Origin of the sequence: Scandinavium lactucae, assembly GCF_033843265.1 — a bacterium.
Classification (GTDB): domain Bacteria; phylum Pseudomonadota; class Gammaproteobacteria; order Enterobacterales; family Enterobacteriaceae; genus Scandinavium; species Scandinavium lactucae.
The window spans coordinates 26,288-41,192 of record NZ_JAWXRD010000009.1 but is presented as its reverse complement, the minus strand read 5'-3'; the positions used below and the strand labels follow the sequence as shown (position 1 = coordinate 41,192).

At 54.3% G+C, this 14,905-nt stretch carries 16 protein-coding genes; 10 read left to right on the top strand and 6 right to left on the bottom strand.

Annotated elements, in window-relative coordinates; genetic code table 11:
• Positions 1-253: 253 nt before the first annotated feature.
• Positions 254-799, bottom strand: coding sequence for an oligoribonuclease (gene orn / locus SIK69_RS07660; RefSeq protein WP_319629215.1), 546 nt, complete (start codon positions 797-799; stop codon positions 254-256).
• Positions 800-905: 106 nt separating this feature from the next.
• On the opposite strand from orn, the gene rsgA reads away from it, so the two are divergent.
• The 3 genes from rsgA (at position 906) to mscM (ending at position 6,350) form a co-directional block, all read left to right on the top strand.
• Positions 906-1,958: a small ribosomal subunit biogenesis GTPase RsgA gene (rsgA, locus tag SIK69_RS07655; RefSeq protein ID WP_319629214.1), complete on the top strand. Its 1,053-nt coding sequence runs from the start codon at positions 906-908 to the stop codon at positions 1,956-1,958.
• Positions 1,959-2,047: 89 nt separating this feature from the next.
• Positions 2,048-3,016 carry an archaetidylserine decarboxylase gene (gene asd, locus SIK69_RS07650; RefSeq protein ID WP_319785794.1) on the top strand — a complete coding sequence of 323 codons (969 nt, stop codon included), beginning with the start codon at positions 2,048-2,050 and terminating at the stop codon, positions 3,014-3,016.
• A gap of 19 nt (positions 3,017-3,035) precedes the next feature.
• Positions 3,036-6,350, top strand: coding sequence for a miniconductance mechanosensitive channel MscM (mscM, locus tag SIK69_RS07645; protein ID WP_319785793.1), 3,315 nt, complete (start codon positions 3,036-3,038; stop codon positions 6,348-6,350).
• A 58-nt stretch (positions 6,351-6,408) separates the two neighbouring features.
• Here mscM and epmA read toward each other — a convergent pair whose 3' ends face one another.
• A complete protein-coding gene (gene epmA, locus SIK69_RS07640; RefSeq protein WP_319785792.1) occupies positions 6,409-7,386 on the bottom strand; it encodes an elongation factor P--(R)-beta-lysine ligase in 978 nt (325 codons plus the stop codon).
• Between the two features lie 312 nt (positions 7,387-7,698).
• Between epmA and frdA the strand changes: the two genes are divergently transcribed.
• The 5 genes from frdA (at position 7,699) to blc (ending at position 11,624) form a co-directional block, all read left to right on the top strand.
• Positions 7,699-9,489 carry a fumarate reductase (quinol) flavoprotein subunit gene (gene frdA, locus SIK69_RS07635; protein ID WP_319785791.1) on the top strand — a complete coding sequence of 597 codons (1,791 nt, stop codon included), beginning with the start codon at positions 7,699-7,701 and terminating at the stop codon, positions 9,487-9,489.
• A complete protein-coding gene (locus SIK69_RS07630; RefSeq protein ID WP_319629209.1) occupies positions 9,482-10,216 on the top strand; it encodes a succinate dehydrogenase/fumarate reductase iron-sulfur subunit in 735 nt (244 codons plus the stop codon). Before frdA ends, SIK69_RS07630 begins: the two co-directional genes overlap by 8 nt.
• Before the next feature lie 10 nt (positions 10,217-10,226).
• On the top strand, positions 10,227-10,622 hold the full coding sequence (frdC, locus tag SIK69_RS07625) for a fumarate reductase subunit FrdC (protein WP_312628970.1): 396 nt from the start codon (positions 10,227-10,229) through the stop codon (positions 10,620-10,622).
• 10 nt (positions 10,623-10,632) lie between these two features.
• On the top strand, positions 10,633-10,992 hold the full coding sequence (gene frdD / locus SIK69_RS07620) for a fumarate reductase subunit FrdD (protein ID WP_319785790.1): 360 nt from the start codon (positions 10,633-10,635) through the stop codon (positions 10,990-10,992).
• 101 nt (positions 10,993-11,093) lie between these two features.
• A complete protein-coding gene (gene blc, locus SIK69_RS07615; protein ID WP_319629207.1) occupies positions 11,094-11,624 on the top strand; it encodes an outer membrane lipoprotein Blc in 531 nt (176 codons plus the stop codon).
• On the opposite strand, the gene sugE is transcribed toward blc, so the two are convergent.
• Complete coding sequence (gene sugE, locus SIK69_RS07610; protein WP_319629206.1) at positions 11,621-11,938, bottom strand: quaternary ammonium compound efflux SMR transporter SugE; 318 nt, start codon at positions 11,936-11,938, stop codon at positions 11,621-11,623. The genes blc and sugE overlap by 4 nt on opposite strands.
• Before the next feature lie 257 nt (positions 11,939-12,195).
• On the opposite strand from sugE, the gene SIK69_RS07605 reads away from it, so the two are divergent.
• Entirely contained in the window at positions 12,196-12,786 is a 591-nt protein-coding gene (locus SIK69_RS07605; protein WP_319785789.1) for a LuxR C-terminal-related transcriptional regulator, read from the top strand.
• 31 nt (positions 12,787-12,817) lie between these two features.
• On the opposite strand, the gene ecnB is transcribed toward SIK69_RS07605, so the two are convergent.
• The 3 genes from ecnB to efp form a co-directional block, all read right to left on the bottom strand.
• Positions 12,818-12,964 (bottom strand): lipoprotein toxin entericidin B, encoded by a 147-nt coding sequence (gene ecnB / locus SIK69_RS07600; RefSeq protein WP_319785788.1) that lies wholly within the window; start codon positions 12,962-12,964, stop codon positions 12,818-12,820.
• A 108-nt stretch (positions 12,965-13,072) separates the two neighbouring features.
• Complete coding sequence (locus SIK69_RS07595) at positions 13,073-13,204, bottom strand: entericidin A/B family lipoprotein (protein WP_373422901.1); 132 nt, start codon at positions 13,202-13,204, stop codon at positions 13,073-13,075.
• Positions 13,205-13,269: 65 nt separating this feature from the next.
• The gene (efp, locus tag SIK69_RS07590; RefSeq protein WP_319629202.1) at positions 13,270-13,836 is read right to left on the bottom strand and encodes an elongation factor P; all 567 of its coding nucleotides are present in this window, start codon (positions 13,834-13,836) and stop codon (positions 13,270-13,272) included.
• Positions 13,837-13,876: 40 nt separating this feature from the next.
• On the opposite strand from efp, the gene epmB reads away from it, so the two are divergent.
• Positions 13,877-14,905, top strand: coding sequence for an EF-P beta-lysylation protein EpmB (gene epmB, locus SIK69_RS07585; RefSeq protein WP_319629201.1), 1,029 nt, complete (start codon positions 13,877-13,879; stop codon positions 14,903-14,905).

Here is a 14,905-nt window from a genome sequence, read left to right as displayed (position 1 = left end):
ACTCGCGACCCCGACCTTGGCAAGGTCGTGCTCTACCAACTGAGCTATTCCCGCAAATTTGGTGCTGCCGTAACGCGGAAATTCCTATCGTTACGGGAGGCGCATTATACGAGAAATCCTTTTAGCTGCAACCCCCCTGTAAGCGATTTTTTTGAAATTCAGTTCAAGTGATGGAATATTCATCATATCGCCGTTTTTTAGACCAAACGCCCCACTCATGCGCCCGACAGGCCTGTGCCGCCGGGCAACACGCTTACAGATTAATAAAGTGTTCGCGGTAATACGCCAGTTCAGCCACTGACTCGCGAATGTCGTCCATCGCCTGATGGGTGCCCTGTTTCTTGAAGCCGTCGAGAATTTCCGGTTTCCAGCGACGCGCCAGCTCTTTCAGGGTGCTGACATCCAGATAGCGGTAATGGAAGTAGGATTCCAGCTCAGGCATGTACTTGAACAAGAAGCGACGGTCCTGGCCAATGCTGTTGCCGCAAATAGGCGATTTTCCTTCCGGTACCCACTGCTTGAGGAATTCAATCGTGGCGAGTTCCGCAGCGCGATCGTCCTGGGTACTGGCTTTTACCCGCTCAACCAGACCGCTGCCGGTATGGGTGCGCACGTTCCAGTCATCCATCAGCGCTAACTGCGCATCGGACTGATGTACCGCGATGGTCGGGCCTTCTGCCAAAATGTTAAGGTTCGCATCGGTCACCAGCGTTGCGATTTCAATAATGCGATCGCGCTCGGGATCGAGGCCCGTCATCTCAAGATCGATCCAAATGAGGTTGTTTTCATTTGCACTCATGCTATTTTCCACCCTTCTCGCGTCACAACGACAGTGACTATATTCATCTAAAATAGCGTGTATCATAGAGGTTTTGCCCCTCAGGGGCGACCAGGAGTCAGCACGATTGAGTAAAAATAAACTCTCCAAAGGTCAGCAGCGCCGGGTGAACGCCAACCACGAGCGCCGTCTTAAAACGACTTCGGAGAAGCCCGATTTCGATGACAACCTGTTTGGCGAAAAAGCTGAAGGCATTGTGATAAGCCGTTTCGGTATGCATGCCGACGTCGAAGACACCGAAGGCAGCGTTCACCGCTGCAATATCCGCCGCACCATTCGTTCCCTGGTGACTGGCGACCGCGTGGTCTGGCGTCCGGGTAAAACCGCCGCAGAAGGCGTGAACGTCAAAGGCATCGTAGAAGCGGTGCATGAACGCACGTCGGTTCTGACGCGCCCGGACTTTTACGACGGCGTAAAACCGATTGCCGCAAATATCAACCAGATCGTCGTCGTATCTGCCATCTTGCCAGAGCTATCTCTTAATATTATCGATCGCTATCTTGTCGCCTGCGAGACGCTCGACGTTGAGCCGCTGCTTGTGCTGAATAAAATCGATCTTCTTGATGACAAAGGCAGAGCGTTTGTTGATGAGCAGATGGACATCTATCGCAAGATTGGCTACCCCGTGCTGATGGTGTCCAGCCACAAGAAAGATGGCCTGAAGCCGCTTGAAGAAGCGCTCACCGGGCGTATCAGCATCTTTGCGGGCCAGTCCGGCGTGGGTAAATCCAGCCTGCTGAACAACCTTCTGGGCCTGCAAAAAGAAATTCTGACCAACGATGTTTCTGATAACTCGGGGCTCGGCCAACATACCACCACCGCTTCTCGTTTGTACCATTTCCCGCACGGCGGCGATGTTATCGACTCCCCTGGAGTGCGTGAGTTTGGTCTCTGGCACCTTGAGCCGGAACAAATCTTTAACGGTTTTGTCGAATTCCAGAATTACTTAGGCGACTGCAAATATCGAGACTGTAAACACGATAACGATCCTGGCTGCGCCATTCGTGAAGCGGTCGCCAAAGGTGAGATAGCGCAAACACGTTTTGAAAATTATCACCGCATTCTGGAAAGTATGTCGCAGGTAAAATCGCGTAAAAGCTTTTCTGAAACCGACGACTGACATTTAAGCTGATCGCCGATAGAATCAGCCCCTTTTTTAAAAGGCTCAGAATCCCGGAGCCTGTTACAACCATTGGCCTGGAGGCTACCTTGCTAAATTCATTTAAACTTTCGCTTCAATATCTTTTGCCTAAACTGTGGCTCACCCGCCTCGCAGGCTGGGGCGCAAGCAAACGAGCAGGTTGGTTGACGAAACTGGTCATCGATATGTTCGTGAAATTCTACAAGGTTGACATGAAAGAGGCGCAGAAGCCTGACACCGCCAGCTATCGCACCTTTAACGATTTCTTTGTACGTCCGCTGCGCGATGAAGTGCGCCCGATTGATACCGACCCGTGCGTTCTGGTCATGCCAGCAGACGGCGTGATTAGCCAGCTGGGTAAAATCGAAGACGACAAAATCCTACAGGCGAAAGGCCATAACTACAGTCTGGAAGCGCTGCTGGCAGGCAACTACCTGATGGCAGACCTGTTCCGTAATGGTTCTTTCGCGACGACCTATCTGTCGCCGCGCGACTATCACCGCGTACACATGCCGTGTAACGGTATCCTGCGTGAAATGATTTATGTGCCCGGCGACCTGTTCTCCGTCAACCATCTGACGGCGCAGAACGTACCGAACCTGTTTGCCCGTAACGAACGCGTTATCTGTCTGTTTGATACTGAATTTGGCCCAATGGCACAGATTCTGGTCGGCGCAACGATTGTTGGCAGCATTGAAACCGTCTGGGCTGGCACTATTACGCCACCACGTGAAGGGGTGATCAAACGCTGGACTTGGCCTACAGGCGAAAGCGAAGGCTCTGTTGCCCTGCTGAAAGGTCAGGAAATGGGTCGCTTCAAACTGGGTTCCACCGTAATCAACCTGTTTGCGCCAGGTAAAGTTCAGCTGGTCGAACAGCTCGCCAGTCTGTCGGCTACCAAAATCGGTATGCCGCTGGCGGTTTCGACTGAGACGTTCGCCGCGCCAGAAACAGAACCGGTTGTCATCGTGGAAGATGAGGTGACTATCGTTGAAGATGTCGCCCCACAGACCGACGCCAACAAAGACCAGGTTTAACTTTAGAAGGACCGCTGACGTGCGCCTGATTATCACTTTACTGATGGCCTGGTGCCTCAGCATGGGGGCGTACGCAGCCAGCGCCCCCGACGCCAATCAAATATCACAGGAACTGGAACAGGCGAAAGCGGCAAAGCCCGCCCAGCCTGAAGCCGTTGAGGCACTCCAGTCTGCGCTGAACGCGCTCGAGGAACGTAAAGGTTCGCTTGAGCGCGCACAGCAATATCAGCAAGTTATCGACAACTTCCCCAAACTTTCCCAGACGCTGCGCACCCAGCTGACTAATTTGCGCGATGAGCCGCGTCAGGCACCGGAAAACCTCACTAGCGATGCCTTGAGTCAGGAAATCCTGCAGGTTAGTAGTCAACTGCTGGAAAAGAGCCGTCAGGCCCAACAGGAGCAGGAGCGCGCCCGGGAAATTGCCGATTCACTGAGTCAGCTGCCCCAACAGCAAACCGATGCGCGCCGCCAGCTCAACGACGTAGAACGTCGGGTCGGCACCGCGACGGGCAAAACCGCACAGGCACAGAATCTCAGCCTGCAGGCGGAATCCGCCAAGCTCAAAGCCCAGGTCGATGAACTGGAGCTGGCGCAGCTGTCTGCCAACAATCGTCAGGAACTGGCGCGCATGCGCTCTGAACTGGCACAGAAGCAGAGCGAACAGCTCGATGCTTATTTGCAGGCGCTGCGGAATCAACTCAATAGCCAGCGTCAGCGTGAAGCGGAAAAGGCGCTGGAAAGCACCGAGTTACTGGCCGAAAACAGCGCCAACCTGCCGCCAAGCCTGGTGAAACAATTCGCCGTTAACCGCGAGCTGTCACAGGCGCTGAATCAGCAGGCACAACGGATGGATCTGGTGGCATCGCAGCAGCGTCAGGCCACCAATCAGACCTTACAGGTCCGCCAGGCGCTCAACACATTACGGGAACAGTCTCAATGGTTGGGCTCATCCAATCTATTAGGCGAAGCCCTGCGCGCCCAGGTTGCGCGTCTGCCGGAGATGCCGAAACCGCAGCAGCTCGACACCGAAATGGCGCAGCTGCGCGTGCACCGTCTGCGCTATGAAGATTTGCTCAGTAAACAGCCACAGCTACGAGAAATTCGACAGGCGGATGGCCAGCCGTTGGCCAGCGACGAGACACGTATTCTTGAAGCACAGCTGCGCACCCAACGCGAATTGCTCAACTCGCTGTTACAGGGTGGCGATACGCTGATCCTCGAACTTACCAAGCTGAAAGTGGCCAACGGTCAGCTGGAAGAGGCGCTGAAAGAAATTAACGAAGCGACGCACCGCTATCTGTTCTGGACCTCCGATGTCAGCCCGATTACCTTCGCCTGGCCGCTGGAAATCGTCCAGGATCTGCGTCGTCTGATTTCACTCGATACATTCAGCCAGTTGGGCAAAGCGTCGGTCATGATGCTGACCAGTAAAGAAACGCTGATCCCGCTGTTTGCCGCGCTGATCCTCGTCGGCTTCAGCATCAGCTCCCGCAAACATTTCACCCGCTTCCTGGAGCGTTCCAGCAACCGGGTGGGAAAAGTTACGCAAGATCACTTCTGGCTCACGCTCCGGACCGTGTTCTGGTCGATTCTGGTTGCCTCCCCATTACCCGTGCTATGGATGACGCTGGGCTACGGGTTACAGGCCGCGTGGCCCTATCCGCTGGCGGTGGCGATTGGCAACGGCGTAACCGCCACCGTGCCGCTGCTGTGGGTGGTCATGATTTGCGCCGCCTTTGCCCGCCCGAATGGTCTGTTTGTCGCCCACTTCGGCTGGCCGCGTAACCGCGTGGCGCGGGCGATGCGCTATTATCTGATGAGCATTGGCCTCATCGTGCCGCTGATCATGGCGCTGTTCATGTTTGATAATCTGCATGATAGGGAATTCTCGTCGTCTCTCGGCAGACTCTGTTTCGTGTTGATCTGCGGCGCGCTGGCGATTGTGACCCTTAGCCTTAAACGCGCAGGCATTCCGCTGTTCCTCGACAAAGAGGGCAACGGCGACAACATGATCAACCGAATGCTGTGGAACCTGCTGATGGGCGCGCCGCTGATTGCGATTTTTGCGGCGTTAGTGGGCTATCTGGCAACGGCAGAAGCCTTGCTGGCGCGTCTGGAAACCTCGGTCGCGATCTGGTTCTTGCTGCTGGTGATTTATCATGTGATCCGCCGTTGGATGCTTATCCAGCGTCGTCGTATCGCCTTCGATCGGGCTAAACATCGCCGGGCAGAAATGCTGGCTCAGCGCGCGCGCGGCGAAGAAGATCCGCACCACAGCATGAGCCTGGAAGGGTCACCGGAAGTGGATATTAGCGAAGTGGATCTCGACACGCTCAGCGCACAGTCTCTGCGGCTGGTGCGGTCCATCCTGATGCTGATAGCCCTGGTGTCGGTGATTGTGCTGTGGTCAGAAATTCATTCAGCGTTTGGCTTCCTTGAGAACATCTCTCTCTGGGATGTGACCTCGACGGTGCAAGGGGTGGAAAGCCTGGAGCCGATTACGCTCGGTGCGGTGCTGATTGCTATCCTGGTGTTCATCGTCACCACGCAGCTGGTGCGTAATCTCCCTGCCCTGCTTGAGCTGGCGGTGTTGCAGCATCTTAGCCTGACACCGGGCACCGGTTATGCCATCACCACCATCACCAAATATCTGCTGATGCTGGTCGGTGGCCTGGTGGGCTTCTCGATGATTGGGATTGAGTGGGCGAAACTACAATGGCTGGTTGCCGCGCTCGGTGTCGGCCTCGGGTTTGGTTTGCAGGAGATCTTCGCCAACTTTATTTCCGGCCTGATCATCCTGTTCGAAAAGCCAATCCGTATTGGCGATACCGTCACGATCCGCGATTTAACCGGCAGCGTGACCAAGATCAACACCCGTGCGACAACGATCAGCGATTGGGATCGCAAAGAGATAATCGTGCCCAACAAGGCGTTTATCACCGAGCAGTTTATCAACTGGTCGCTGTCGGACTCGGTCACCCGCGTGGTGTTGACCGTTCCGGCCCCATCGGATGCCAACAGCGAAGAGGTCACGCAAATTTTGATGACCGCCGCCGAGCGCTGTTCGCTGGTTATCGACACTCCTGCGCCGGAAGTCTTCCTCGTTGACCTGCAACAGGGGATCCAGATTTTCGAACTGCGTATCTATGCCGCCGAAATGGGCCACCGTATGCCGCTGCGCCACGAGATCCACCAGCTGATCCTGGCAGGCTTCCGCGAGCATGGGATAGACATGCCGTTCCCACCGTTCCAGATGCGTCTGGAAACCCTGGATGGACGGAAAACGGGGAGAACGCTGTCGTCTGCGGGACGTCGCCCGGCGGGAAGTTTGTAAACCAGAGCGGCCTGATGCCCTCTCCTGCGGGGAGAGGGTGTAACCACTCACTGCTTATTCAGGCGCGATCCACCGTAAAAGCGATCACATCCGCGAGGTTTTCTGCGCCCAGCGCCAGCATCACCAGACGATCAACGCCGAGTGCCACACCGGAGCTATCCGGCAGACCGGCTTTCAGCGCGTCCAGCAGATTGACGTCGATAGGCTGTTGCGGCAAACCACGGGCGGCACGCTTGCGGTTGTCCTGCTCGAAACGCTGCTGCTGTTCGCGCGCGTCGGTCAGTTCATGGAAACCATTCGCTAGCTCAATACCTTTGTAATACACCTCAAAACGCTCCGCCACGCGGTGATCTTCGGTGCTGATCTGCGCCAGTGACGCCTGGCTTGCCGGGAAGTGGTAGATGAAGGTTGGACGGTCTTTGCCGATATGTGGTTCTACACCCATCATGAACAGCAGTTGAAGCAGGGTATCGCGGTCTTCTTCAGTATCGGCAATATTGCTGAGATCGAGTTTGGCCGCCACTTCGCGCAGCTGCGTTTTATCTGCCGACAGCGGGTCGATTTCCAGATGACGCTGAAACGCCTGCTGATAAGAGAGGCTCTCCGCTGGCTGACATTCCAGTACCTGTTGCAGCAGATCGTCGACTTCGTTGATCAGGCGGTACATGTCGTAATGTGGGCGATACCACTCCAGCATGGTGAATTCAGGGTTGTGATGACGCCCCATCTCTTCGTTACGGAAGCTTCTGCACAGTTGGAAAACCGGGCCACATCCTGCCGCCAGCAGGCGCTTCATGTGATATTCCGGGCTGGTCATCATGTACAGATTGATGCCCTGAGAATGACCGGGGCCGACGAAACGTGTCTCAAACGGGACCAGATGAATATCCGTTACCGTCGCCTGACTCATGCACGGCGTTTCCACCTCAAGCACACCGCGGTCGGTAAAGAAGCGGCGGATTTCCGCCATAATGGCCGCGCGTTTTAACAGATTGGGGATGGAGGCGCTCGGCTGCCAGGTGGCCGTTTCGCTCATGGGAAAACTCTCCGAATTCAAACAAAGGCCCGAAGTCTACTCGCAAGCGCTGCATGAGACAAATTTTGGTCGATGAAAAATCACTTTTCCGCGACCCGCCTGATTTCGTGATCGACTTAATCAATTTCAATGATAATTCACCGCACGGATCAGCAAAAAAATCGAACGCGTCAAATTTCCCTCACATCCTTGCGGATATACTGCACTACCCATAAAGGAGCAGTGGAATCGCTTTCGCAATGGCTTTGCTGAACGGGTGAACTACCTTTGGTTAAGCATGTTGCGGAATAACAACAATTCTGGAGGAATGTCGTGCAAACCTTTCATGCCGATCTAGCCGTTATAGGCGCAGGCGGAGCGGGATTACGAGCGGCCATCGCCGCAGCGCAAGCTAATCCCAACGCTAAAATCGCACTGATTTCAAAAGTCTATCCTATGCGTAGCCACACCGTTGCCGCCGAAGGCGGGTCTGCGGCGGTCGCTCAGGACCATGACAGCTTTGAGTACCATTTTCACGATACCGTCGCCGGGGGTGACTGGCTCTGTGAGCAGGATGTTGTTGATTACTTTGTTCACCACTGCCCTACCGAGATGACCCAGCTTGAGCAATGGGGTTGCCCGTGGAGTCGCCGTGAGGATGGTTCTGTCAACGTGCGCCGCTTCGGCGGGATGAAAATCGAGCGTACCTGGTTTGCCGCGGACAAAACCGGCTTCCACATGCTACACACCCTCTTCCAGACCTCTCTTCAGTTCCCACAAATTCAACGCTTTGACGAGCATTTCGTGCTGGATATCCTGGTCGATGATGGCCAGGCTCGCGGCCTCGTGGCGATGAACATGATGGAAGGCGAACTGATTCAAATTCGCGCCAACGCGGTGGTGATGGCGACTGGTGGTGCCGGACGCGTTTATCGCTACAACACCAACGGCGGCATCGTCACCGGTGACGGCATGGGCATGGCGTTGAGCCACGGCGTGCCGCTACGCGATATGGAATTCGTTCAGTATCACCCTACCGGCCTGCCGGGCTCCGGCATTCTAATGACCGAAGGCTGCCGTGGCGAAGGCGGTATTCTGGTCAATAAAGACGGCTATCGTTATTTGCAGGATTACGGCATGGGTCCGGAAACCCCGCTCGGTGAACCAAAGAACAAATACATGGAGCTGGGCCCGCGCGACAAAGTGTCGCAGGCGTTCTGGCACGAATGGCGTAAGGGCAACACTATCGCCACGCCTCGCGGCGACGTGGTCTATCTGGACCTGCGCCACCTCGGTGAGAAAAAGCTGCTGGAGCGTTTGCCGTTCATTTGCGAACTGGCAAAAGCCTACGTCGGTGTCGACCCGGTGAAAGACCCGATTCCGGTGCGTCCTACCGCGCACTACACTATGGGCGGAATTGAAACCGACCAGCAATGTGAAAGCCGAATCAAAGGCCTGTTTGCGGTGGGAGAATGTTCCTCCGTCGGCCTGCACGGCGCAAACCGTCTGGGTTCAAACTCACTGGCAGAACTGGTGGTGTTTGGTCGTATGGCCGGTGAACGGGCGATGGAACGCGCCTCTACCGCAGGCGAAGCCAACAGCGCCGCACTGGATGCACAAGTTGTCGATGTCGAAAAACGCCTAAAGGCGCTGGTTAATCAGGAAGGCAGCGAAAACTGGGCGAAAATACGCGATGAAATGGGCCTGTCGATGGAAGAAGGCTGCGGCATCTACCGCACACCGGAGTTGATGCAGAAGACCATCGACAAGCTGGCGGAGCTGCAGGAACGCTTTAAACGCGTACGCATTACCGATACCTCAAGCGTTTTCAACACTGACCTGCTGTACACCATCGAACTGGGTCACGGCCTGAACGTTGCAGAATGTATGGCGCATTCCGCGCTCGCACGAAAAGAGTCTCGCGGGGCGCATCAGCGTCTGGATGAAGGCTGTACCGAACGTGATGACGTGAACTTCCTCAAGCATACCCTCGCCTTCCGCGATGCCGATGGCACCACGCGCCTCGACTACAGTGATGTGAAAATCACCACTCTGCCACCGGCAAAACGCATGTACGGTGGCGAAGCGGAAGCGGCCGATAAGAAGGAGAAGGCGAATGGCTGAGATGAAAAACCTGAAAGTCGAGATCGTGCGCTACAACCCGGAAGTGGACACGGCCCCGCATAGCGCGTTTTACGACGTGCCGTATGACGAACAAACGTCACTGTTAGACGCGCTCGGCTATATCAAAGATAACCTCGCCCCAGACCTGAGCTATCGCTGGTCCTGTCGCATGGCGATTTGCGGTTCCTGCGGCATGATGGTCAACAAGGTGCCGAAGCTGGCCTGTAAGACCTTCCTGCGTGAATACGAAAACGGCCTTAAAGTCGAAGCGCTGGCTAACTTCCCGATTGAGCGTGATTTAGTGGTCGACATGACCCACTTTATCGAAAGTCTGGAAGCGATTAAGCCGTACATCATCGGTAATCCGCGCACACCGGATCAGGGGCCGAACGTGCAAACCCCGGCCCAGATGGCGAAATACCATCAGTTCTCCGGCTGCATCAACTGCGGCCTGTGTTATGCCGCCTGCCCGCAGTTTGGTCTCAATAAGGAATTTATTGGCCCGGCGGCAATTACTCTGGCGCATCGTTATAACGAAGATAACCGCGACCACGGCAAAAAGGAGCGTATGGCGCAACTGAACGGCAAAAATGGCGTCTGGAGCTGTACTTTTGTTGGCTATTGCTCGGAAGTCTGTCCGAAGCATGTCGATCCGGCCGCCGCCATTCAGCAGGGCAAAGTGGAAAGTTCGAAAGACTTTCTTATCGCAACCCTGAAACCACGCTAAGGAGTGCATCATGACGACAAAACGCAAACCCTACGTGCAGCCGATGACTTCCACGTGGTGGAAAAAACTGCCCTTCTATCGCTTCTATATGATTCGCGAAGGCACGGCAGTTCCCACGGTGTGGTTCAGCATCGTATTGATTTACGGCCTGTTTGCCCTGAAACACGGGGCCGAATCCTGGGCGGGTTACGTCGGTTTTCTGCAAAACCCGATTGTGGTTATCCTCAATCTGATCACCTTAGCGGCAGCCTTACTGCACACCAAAACCTGGTTCGAACTGGCACCAAAAGCCGCTAACGTTATCGTAAAAGGCGAAAAAATGGGACCCGAGCCAGTGATTAAAGCGCTGTGGGGGGTGACGATTGTAGTCACCGTGGTGGTCCTGTTTGTCGCACTGTTCTGGTAAGGAGACCAAGATGATCAATCCAAATCCAAAACGTTCGGACGAACCCGTATTCTGGGGCCTGTTTGGGGCTGGCGGTATGTGGGGTGCGATTGTCGCACCGGTGATGGTGCTGCTGGTCGGCATTCTGCTGCCGCTCGGCCTGGCTCCGCATGACGCCTTCAGCTACGAAAGGGTGCTCGCCTTTGCCCAAAGCTTTGTTGGCCGCGCGTTCCTGTTCCTGATGATTGTTCTGCCGCTGTGGTGCGGTCTGCACCGTATCCATCACGCCATGCATGACCTGAAAATTCATGTGCCGAATGGCAAATGGGTATTCTATGGTCTGGCGGCTATTCTGACCGTCATCACTTTGGTTGGTGTGATTTTCATTTAAAGCTGAGATGCCCGGCACACGCCGGGCATATTTCTTTGTGCTTCTCGTACTTTTTCCCCGCTCGGTTCTACACTTACAAAAAAACATGCAAGGACATTACCATGCGTCTGCTGCCCATCATTGCGACTGTTGCTGCTGCGTTTTTGGTTGTTGCCTGTAGTCATCCCGTTCCGCCCCCCGGCGTAACCGTCGTCTCCCCGTTTGACACCAATCGTTATCTCGGCACATGGTATGAAATCGCCCGCCTGGACCACAATTTTGAAAAAGGGCTGGAGAGAGTCACCGCCACCTACAGCCTGCGCAGCGATAGCGGCATTAACGTACTCAATAGAGGCTATAACCCGGACCGTAGGATGTGGCAAAAAGTCGACGGCATCGCATATTTTACCGGCTCACCTGACCGGGCCGCCTTGAAGGTGTCCTTCATCGGCCCGTTCTATGGCAGCTATAACGTTATCGCGGTGGATAAAGAGTATAAACATGCGTTGGTCTGTGGGCCGGATCGCGATTACTTGTGGATCCTCGCTCGCACGCCCACCATTTCCGCAGAAATGAAGCAGCAGATGCTGGATATCGCGACCCGGCAGGGTTTCCCCGTACAGAAGTTAGTGTGGGTGAAGCAGACGTATTAGTGCGCGCTGAGCTTCAGGCCAATGATGCCGCAGACGATCAGCACCAGGCTGAAAATACGAGCGGCACTGGCAGATTCACCGAGCAGCAGAATACCCGTGACAGCCGCACCAACCGCGCCGATACCGGTCCAGATGGCGTAGGCGGTGCCCACTGGTAGGGTTTTCATCGCCCATGACAGCATAGCGACACTGACGATCATCGCCGTCGCGGTAATCACGCTCGGCACCAATCGGGTAAAACCGTGGGTATATTTCAGGCCAACGGCCCAAACCACTTCAAGAAGACCTGCCACAACAAGAATTAACCAGGACATTTTTGACTCCAGATTGGGGTCGTCCCCGGTTTTATCGATACGCTTGCAGGTCGTCCTGCAAGGTTAAGAAGAGTGTTTATTTTAGCCGCTGATTCCACGGATGCAAGTAATTTGCGTTAAGTTCATTTTCCGCGATGATTAAGTGAAATGAGCGCATTTCAATGCGGAGATCGCCTTTTTATTTGAGCGTAATAGTCTCTATGATGGCCTCATGATCCCTTTGCATCCGCACACTATGAAGCACTCATTTACCCAGCATGTATAAAATTCTGATTATTGATCGCTGCAGTTTCACCCGTCTTGGGTTAGAAAAAAGGTTGCAGCAGGTCAATGGTGATTCGTTATCATTTTTGGTCACTCAACTGAACAGCTTATTACTGGCGAAAGCTCATGTCGAAAGCTGGCAGCCGCATTTAGTGATCGCTGACTTTACTGATTTTCAGCACGATCTGAAGCAATCTCATTTTTTGCCCGCGCTGCTGGCCGTCTGTGAACAACGTACGCGCCTGATTCGACTCCAGAACGAGCCCTTCTTATTTAAAAATGTCGGTGACGTTATTTCTAAAAAAGCGCCGCTGGAAACGCTCTCTCGCCGTATTATTGAGATTCTGCATAGCGGACCAATCGTTAATCCGGCACGTAACGCTCTGCCACTGCTCACTCGTCAGGAAGAGAAAGTGCTGTCGTTGTGGATGGAGGGTGCCAGCAATCACGCGATCGCCAGTGAAATGCAGATTAACGGCAAAACGGTGTATACCTATAAACGCAATATCCGTATGAAATTAAAGGTCGAAAATCGCTTTTCGCCTTTTATTCCCACAGCCGCATCAGCCAAGTGCGTTGAATAACGGTACGGCCGGAGAGCCGTACCGAACATCTTTAGTTCTGAGCTTTGGTCGCTGCACCTGAAATCGCGTCGCCGCCGTCAGAAATATCCTGCCCTACCCCTTTCGTGGTGTTACACCCCGAAAGTACAGAAGAGAGCACCAGGAGAGAAAAGAACGCAGCAATGGTTTTCTTAATCATAATGTCATCCTTTTTTGCCAGTCAGTATTATTTGTGTAGCAAGATAAGCATAGACAAAATCGCCCAATGTGGACGAAAACAGCAAAATTTTAGGATGATGGGAAGGGATTAGCTTGCAGCGTGCGAGATTGAGTTGCCCAGATGTTGGACGTCCTGACCGAAGCCGCGGAAAGTGTTGCAGCCCGAAAGCAGCGTACCGGTGAACAGCAGTATAAAGAAGAGTTTGAGTAAACGGTTCATCATCCCTGCGCCTTGAAGAAAAATCGACACAGCCACAATGCTGTGCCGACTTTTTATAGCATGAATTACTTCACGCGAGAAACGTATTCGCCAGAGCGGGTATCCACTTTGATCGTCTCGCCGATCTGTACAAACAGAGGAACCTTAACCACCGCGCCGGTGCTCAGAGTTGCTGGCTTACCGCCAGTACCTGCGGTATCACCTTTCAGGCCTGGATCGGTTTCAACGATTTCCAGCTCAACGAAGTTCGGTGGGGTAACGGCGATTGGACGGCCATCCCACAGCGTCACGATGCACTCAGCCTGATCCAGCAGCCATTTAGCATTTTCGCCAACCGCTTTCTCATCGGCAGCCAGCTGCTCGAAGGTTTCGTTGTTCATGAAGTGATAGAACTCACCGTCGTTGTACAGGTAAGTCAGGTTCATATCTACAACGTCTGCACCTTCAGCGGAATCGGTAGATTTGAAGGTTTTCTCAACGCGAGTACCGGTCAGCAGACGACGCAGCTTAACGCGTGCAAACGCCTGGCCTTTGCCTGGTTTTACGAATTCGCTGGATTCAACGGAGTACGGTTCTCCGTCCATCATGATTTTAAGACCGGCACGGAAATCGTTGCTAGAATAAGTCGCCATAAGGCCCTCTAAATTTGTTAACTGGTAGCTAAGCCACAAAATGGCGCATATTGTAACCCTAAACACCCCATCCAGAGAAGATTGGTTATCGCAACTTGCCGATGTAATCACCGATCCTGATGAACTGTTGCGTCTATTAAATGTAGACGCTGATGAAAATTTGCTCGCCGGACGTGAAGCAAGACGCTTATTCCCGCTGCGTGTTCCGCGGGCGTTTGCCGCGCGCATGGAAAAAGGCAACCCCCGTGACCCATTGCTGCTGCAGGTTCTGACCTCGCAGCAGGAGTTCGTTGCCGCCCCTGGTTTCAGTACCGACCCGCTGGAAGAACAGCACAGCGTGGTGCCTGGCCTGCTGCACAAATACCGCAACCGGGCGTTGCTATTGGTCAAAGGGGGCTGTGCGGTGAACTGCCGTTATTGCTTCCGTCGACATTTCCCGTATGCCGATAACCAGGGCAATAAGCGTAACTGGCAGGTGGCGCTGGATTACATCGCAGCCCATCCTGAACTCGATGAGATAATCTTCTCCGGCGGCGATCCGCTGATGGCCAAAGATCATGAACTGACCTGGCTGCTTGACGCCCTGGAAGCGATCCCGCATATCAAGCGCCTGCGTATCCACAGCCGTTTACCGATTGTCATCCCGGCGCGTATTACCGAGGGACTGGCGGAACGTTTCGCCGTTTCATCACTGCAAATTCTGCTGGTGAATCACGTCAACCACGCCCAGGAAATTGATGATGAATTTCGGCTGGCGATGCGCAAACTTAAAATGGCGGGGGTAACGCTGCTCAACCAGAGCGTCCTGCTGCGCGGTGTGAACGATAATGCGCAAACCCTGGCAGACCTCAGTAATGCGTTGTTTGATGCAGGCGTGATGCCGTATTACCTGCACGTGCTCGATAAGGTGCAAGGTGCGGCGCACTTTATGGTGAGTGACGAAGAGGCTCGGGCGATTATGCGCGACCTGCTGACGAGGGTGTCCGGGTATATGGTGCCGAAACTGGCGCGCGAGATTGGTGGCGAGCCGAGCAAAACGCCACTCGATTTACAGCTGCGTCAGAACTAA

What these genes read in the sequence shown, in the direction of transcription:
- orn (WP_319629215.1), bottom strand. Translation starts at nt 799, where the DNA reads ATGAGTGCAAATGAAAACAACCTCATTTGGATCGATCTTGAGATGACG.
- epmA (WP_319785792.1), bottom strand. Translation starts at nt 7,386, where the DNA reads ATGAGCGAAACGGCCACCTGGCAGCCGAGCGCCTCCATCCCCAATCTG.
- SIK69_RS07630 (WP_319629209.1), top strand. Translation starts at nt 9,482, where the DNA reads ATGGCTGAGATGAAAAACCTGAAAGTCGAGATCGTGCGCTACAACCCG.
- frdC (WP_312628970.1), top strand. Translation starts at nt 10,227, where the DNA reads ATGACGACAAAACGCAAACCCTACGTGCAGCCGATGACTTCCACGTGG.
- frdD (WP_319785790.1), top strand. Translation starts at nt 10,633, where the DNA reads ATGATCAATCCAAATCCAAAACGTTCGGACGAACCCGTATTCTGGGGC.
- blc (WP_319629207.1), top strand. Translation starts at nt 11,094, where the DNA reads ATGCGTCTGCTGCCCATCATTGCGACTGTTGCTGCTGCGTTTTTGGTT.
- sugE (WP_319629206.1), bottom strand. Translation starts at nt 11,938, where the DNA reads ATGTCCTGGTTAATTCTTGTTGTGGCAGGTCTTCTTGAAGTGGTTTGG.
- SIK69_RS07605 (WP_319785789.1), top strand. Translation starts at nt 12,196, where the DNA reads ATGTATAAAATTCTGATTATTGATCGCTGCAGTTTCACCCGTCTTGGG.
- ecnB (WP_319785788.1), bottom strand. Translation starts at nt 12,964, where the DNA reads ATGATTAAGAAAACCATTGCTGCGTTCTTTTCTCTCCTGGTGCTCTCT.
- SIK69_RS07595 (WP_373422901.1), bottom strand. Translation starts at nt 13,204, where the DNA reads ATGAACCGTTTACTCAAACTCTTCTTTATACTGCTGTTCACCGGTACG.
- efp (WP_319629202.1), bottom strand. Translation starts at nt 13,836, where the DNA reads ATGGCGACTTATTCTAGCAACGATTTCCGTGCCGGTCTTAAAATCATG.
- epmB (WP_319629201.1), top strand. Translation starts at nt 13,877, where the DNA reads ATGGCGCATATTGTAACCCTAAACACCCCATCCAGAGAAGATTGGTTA.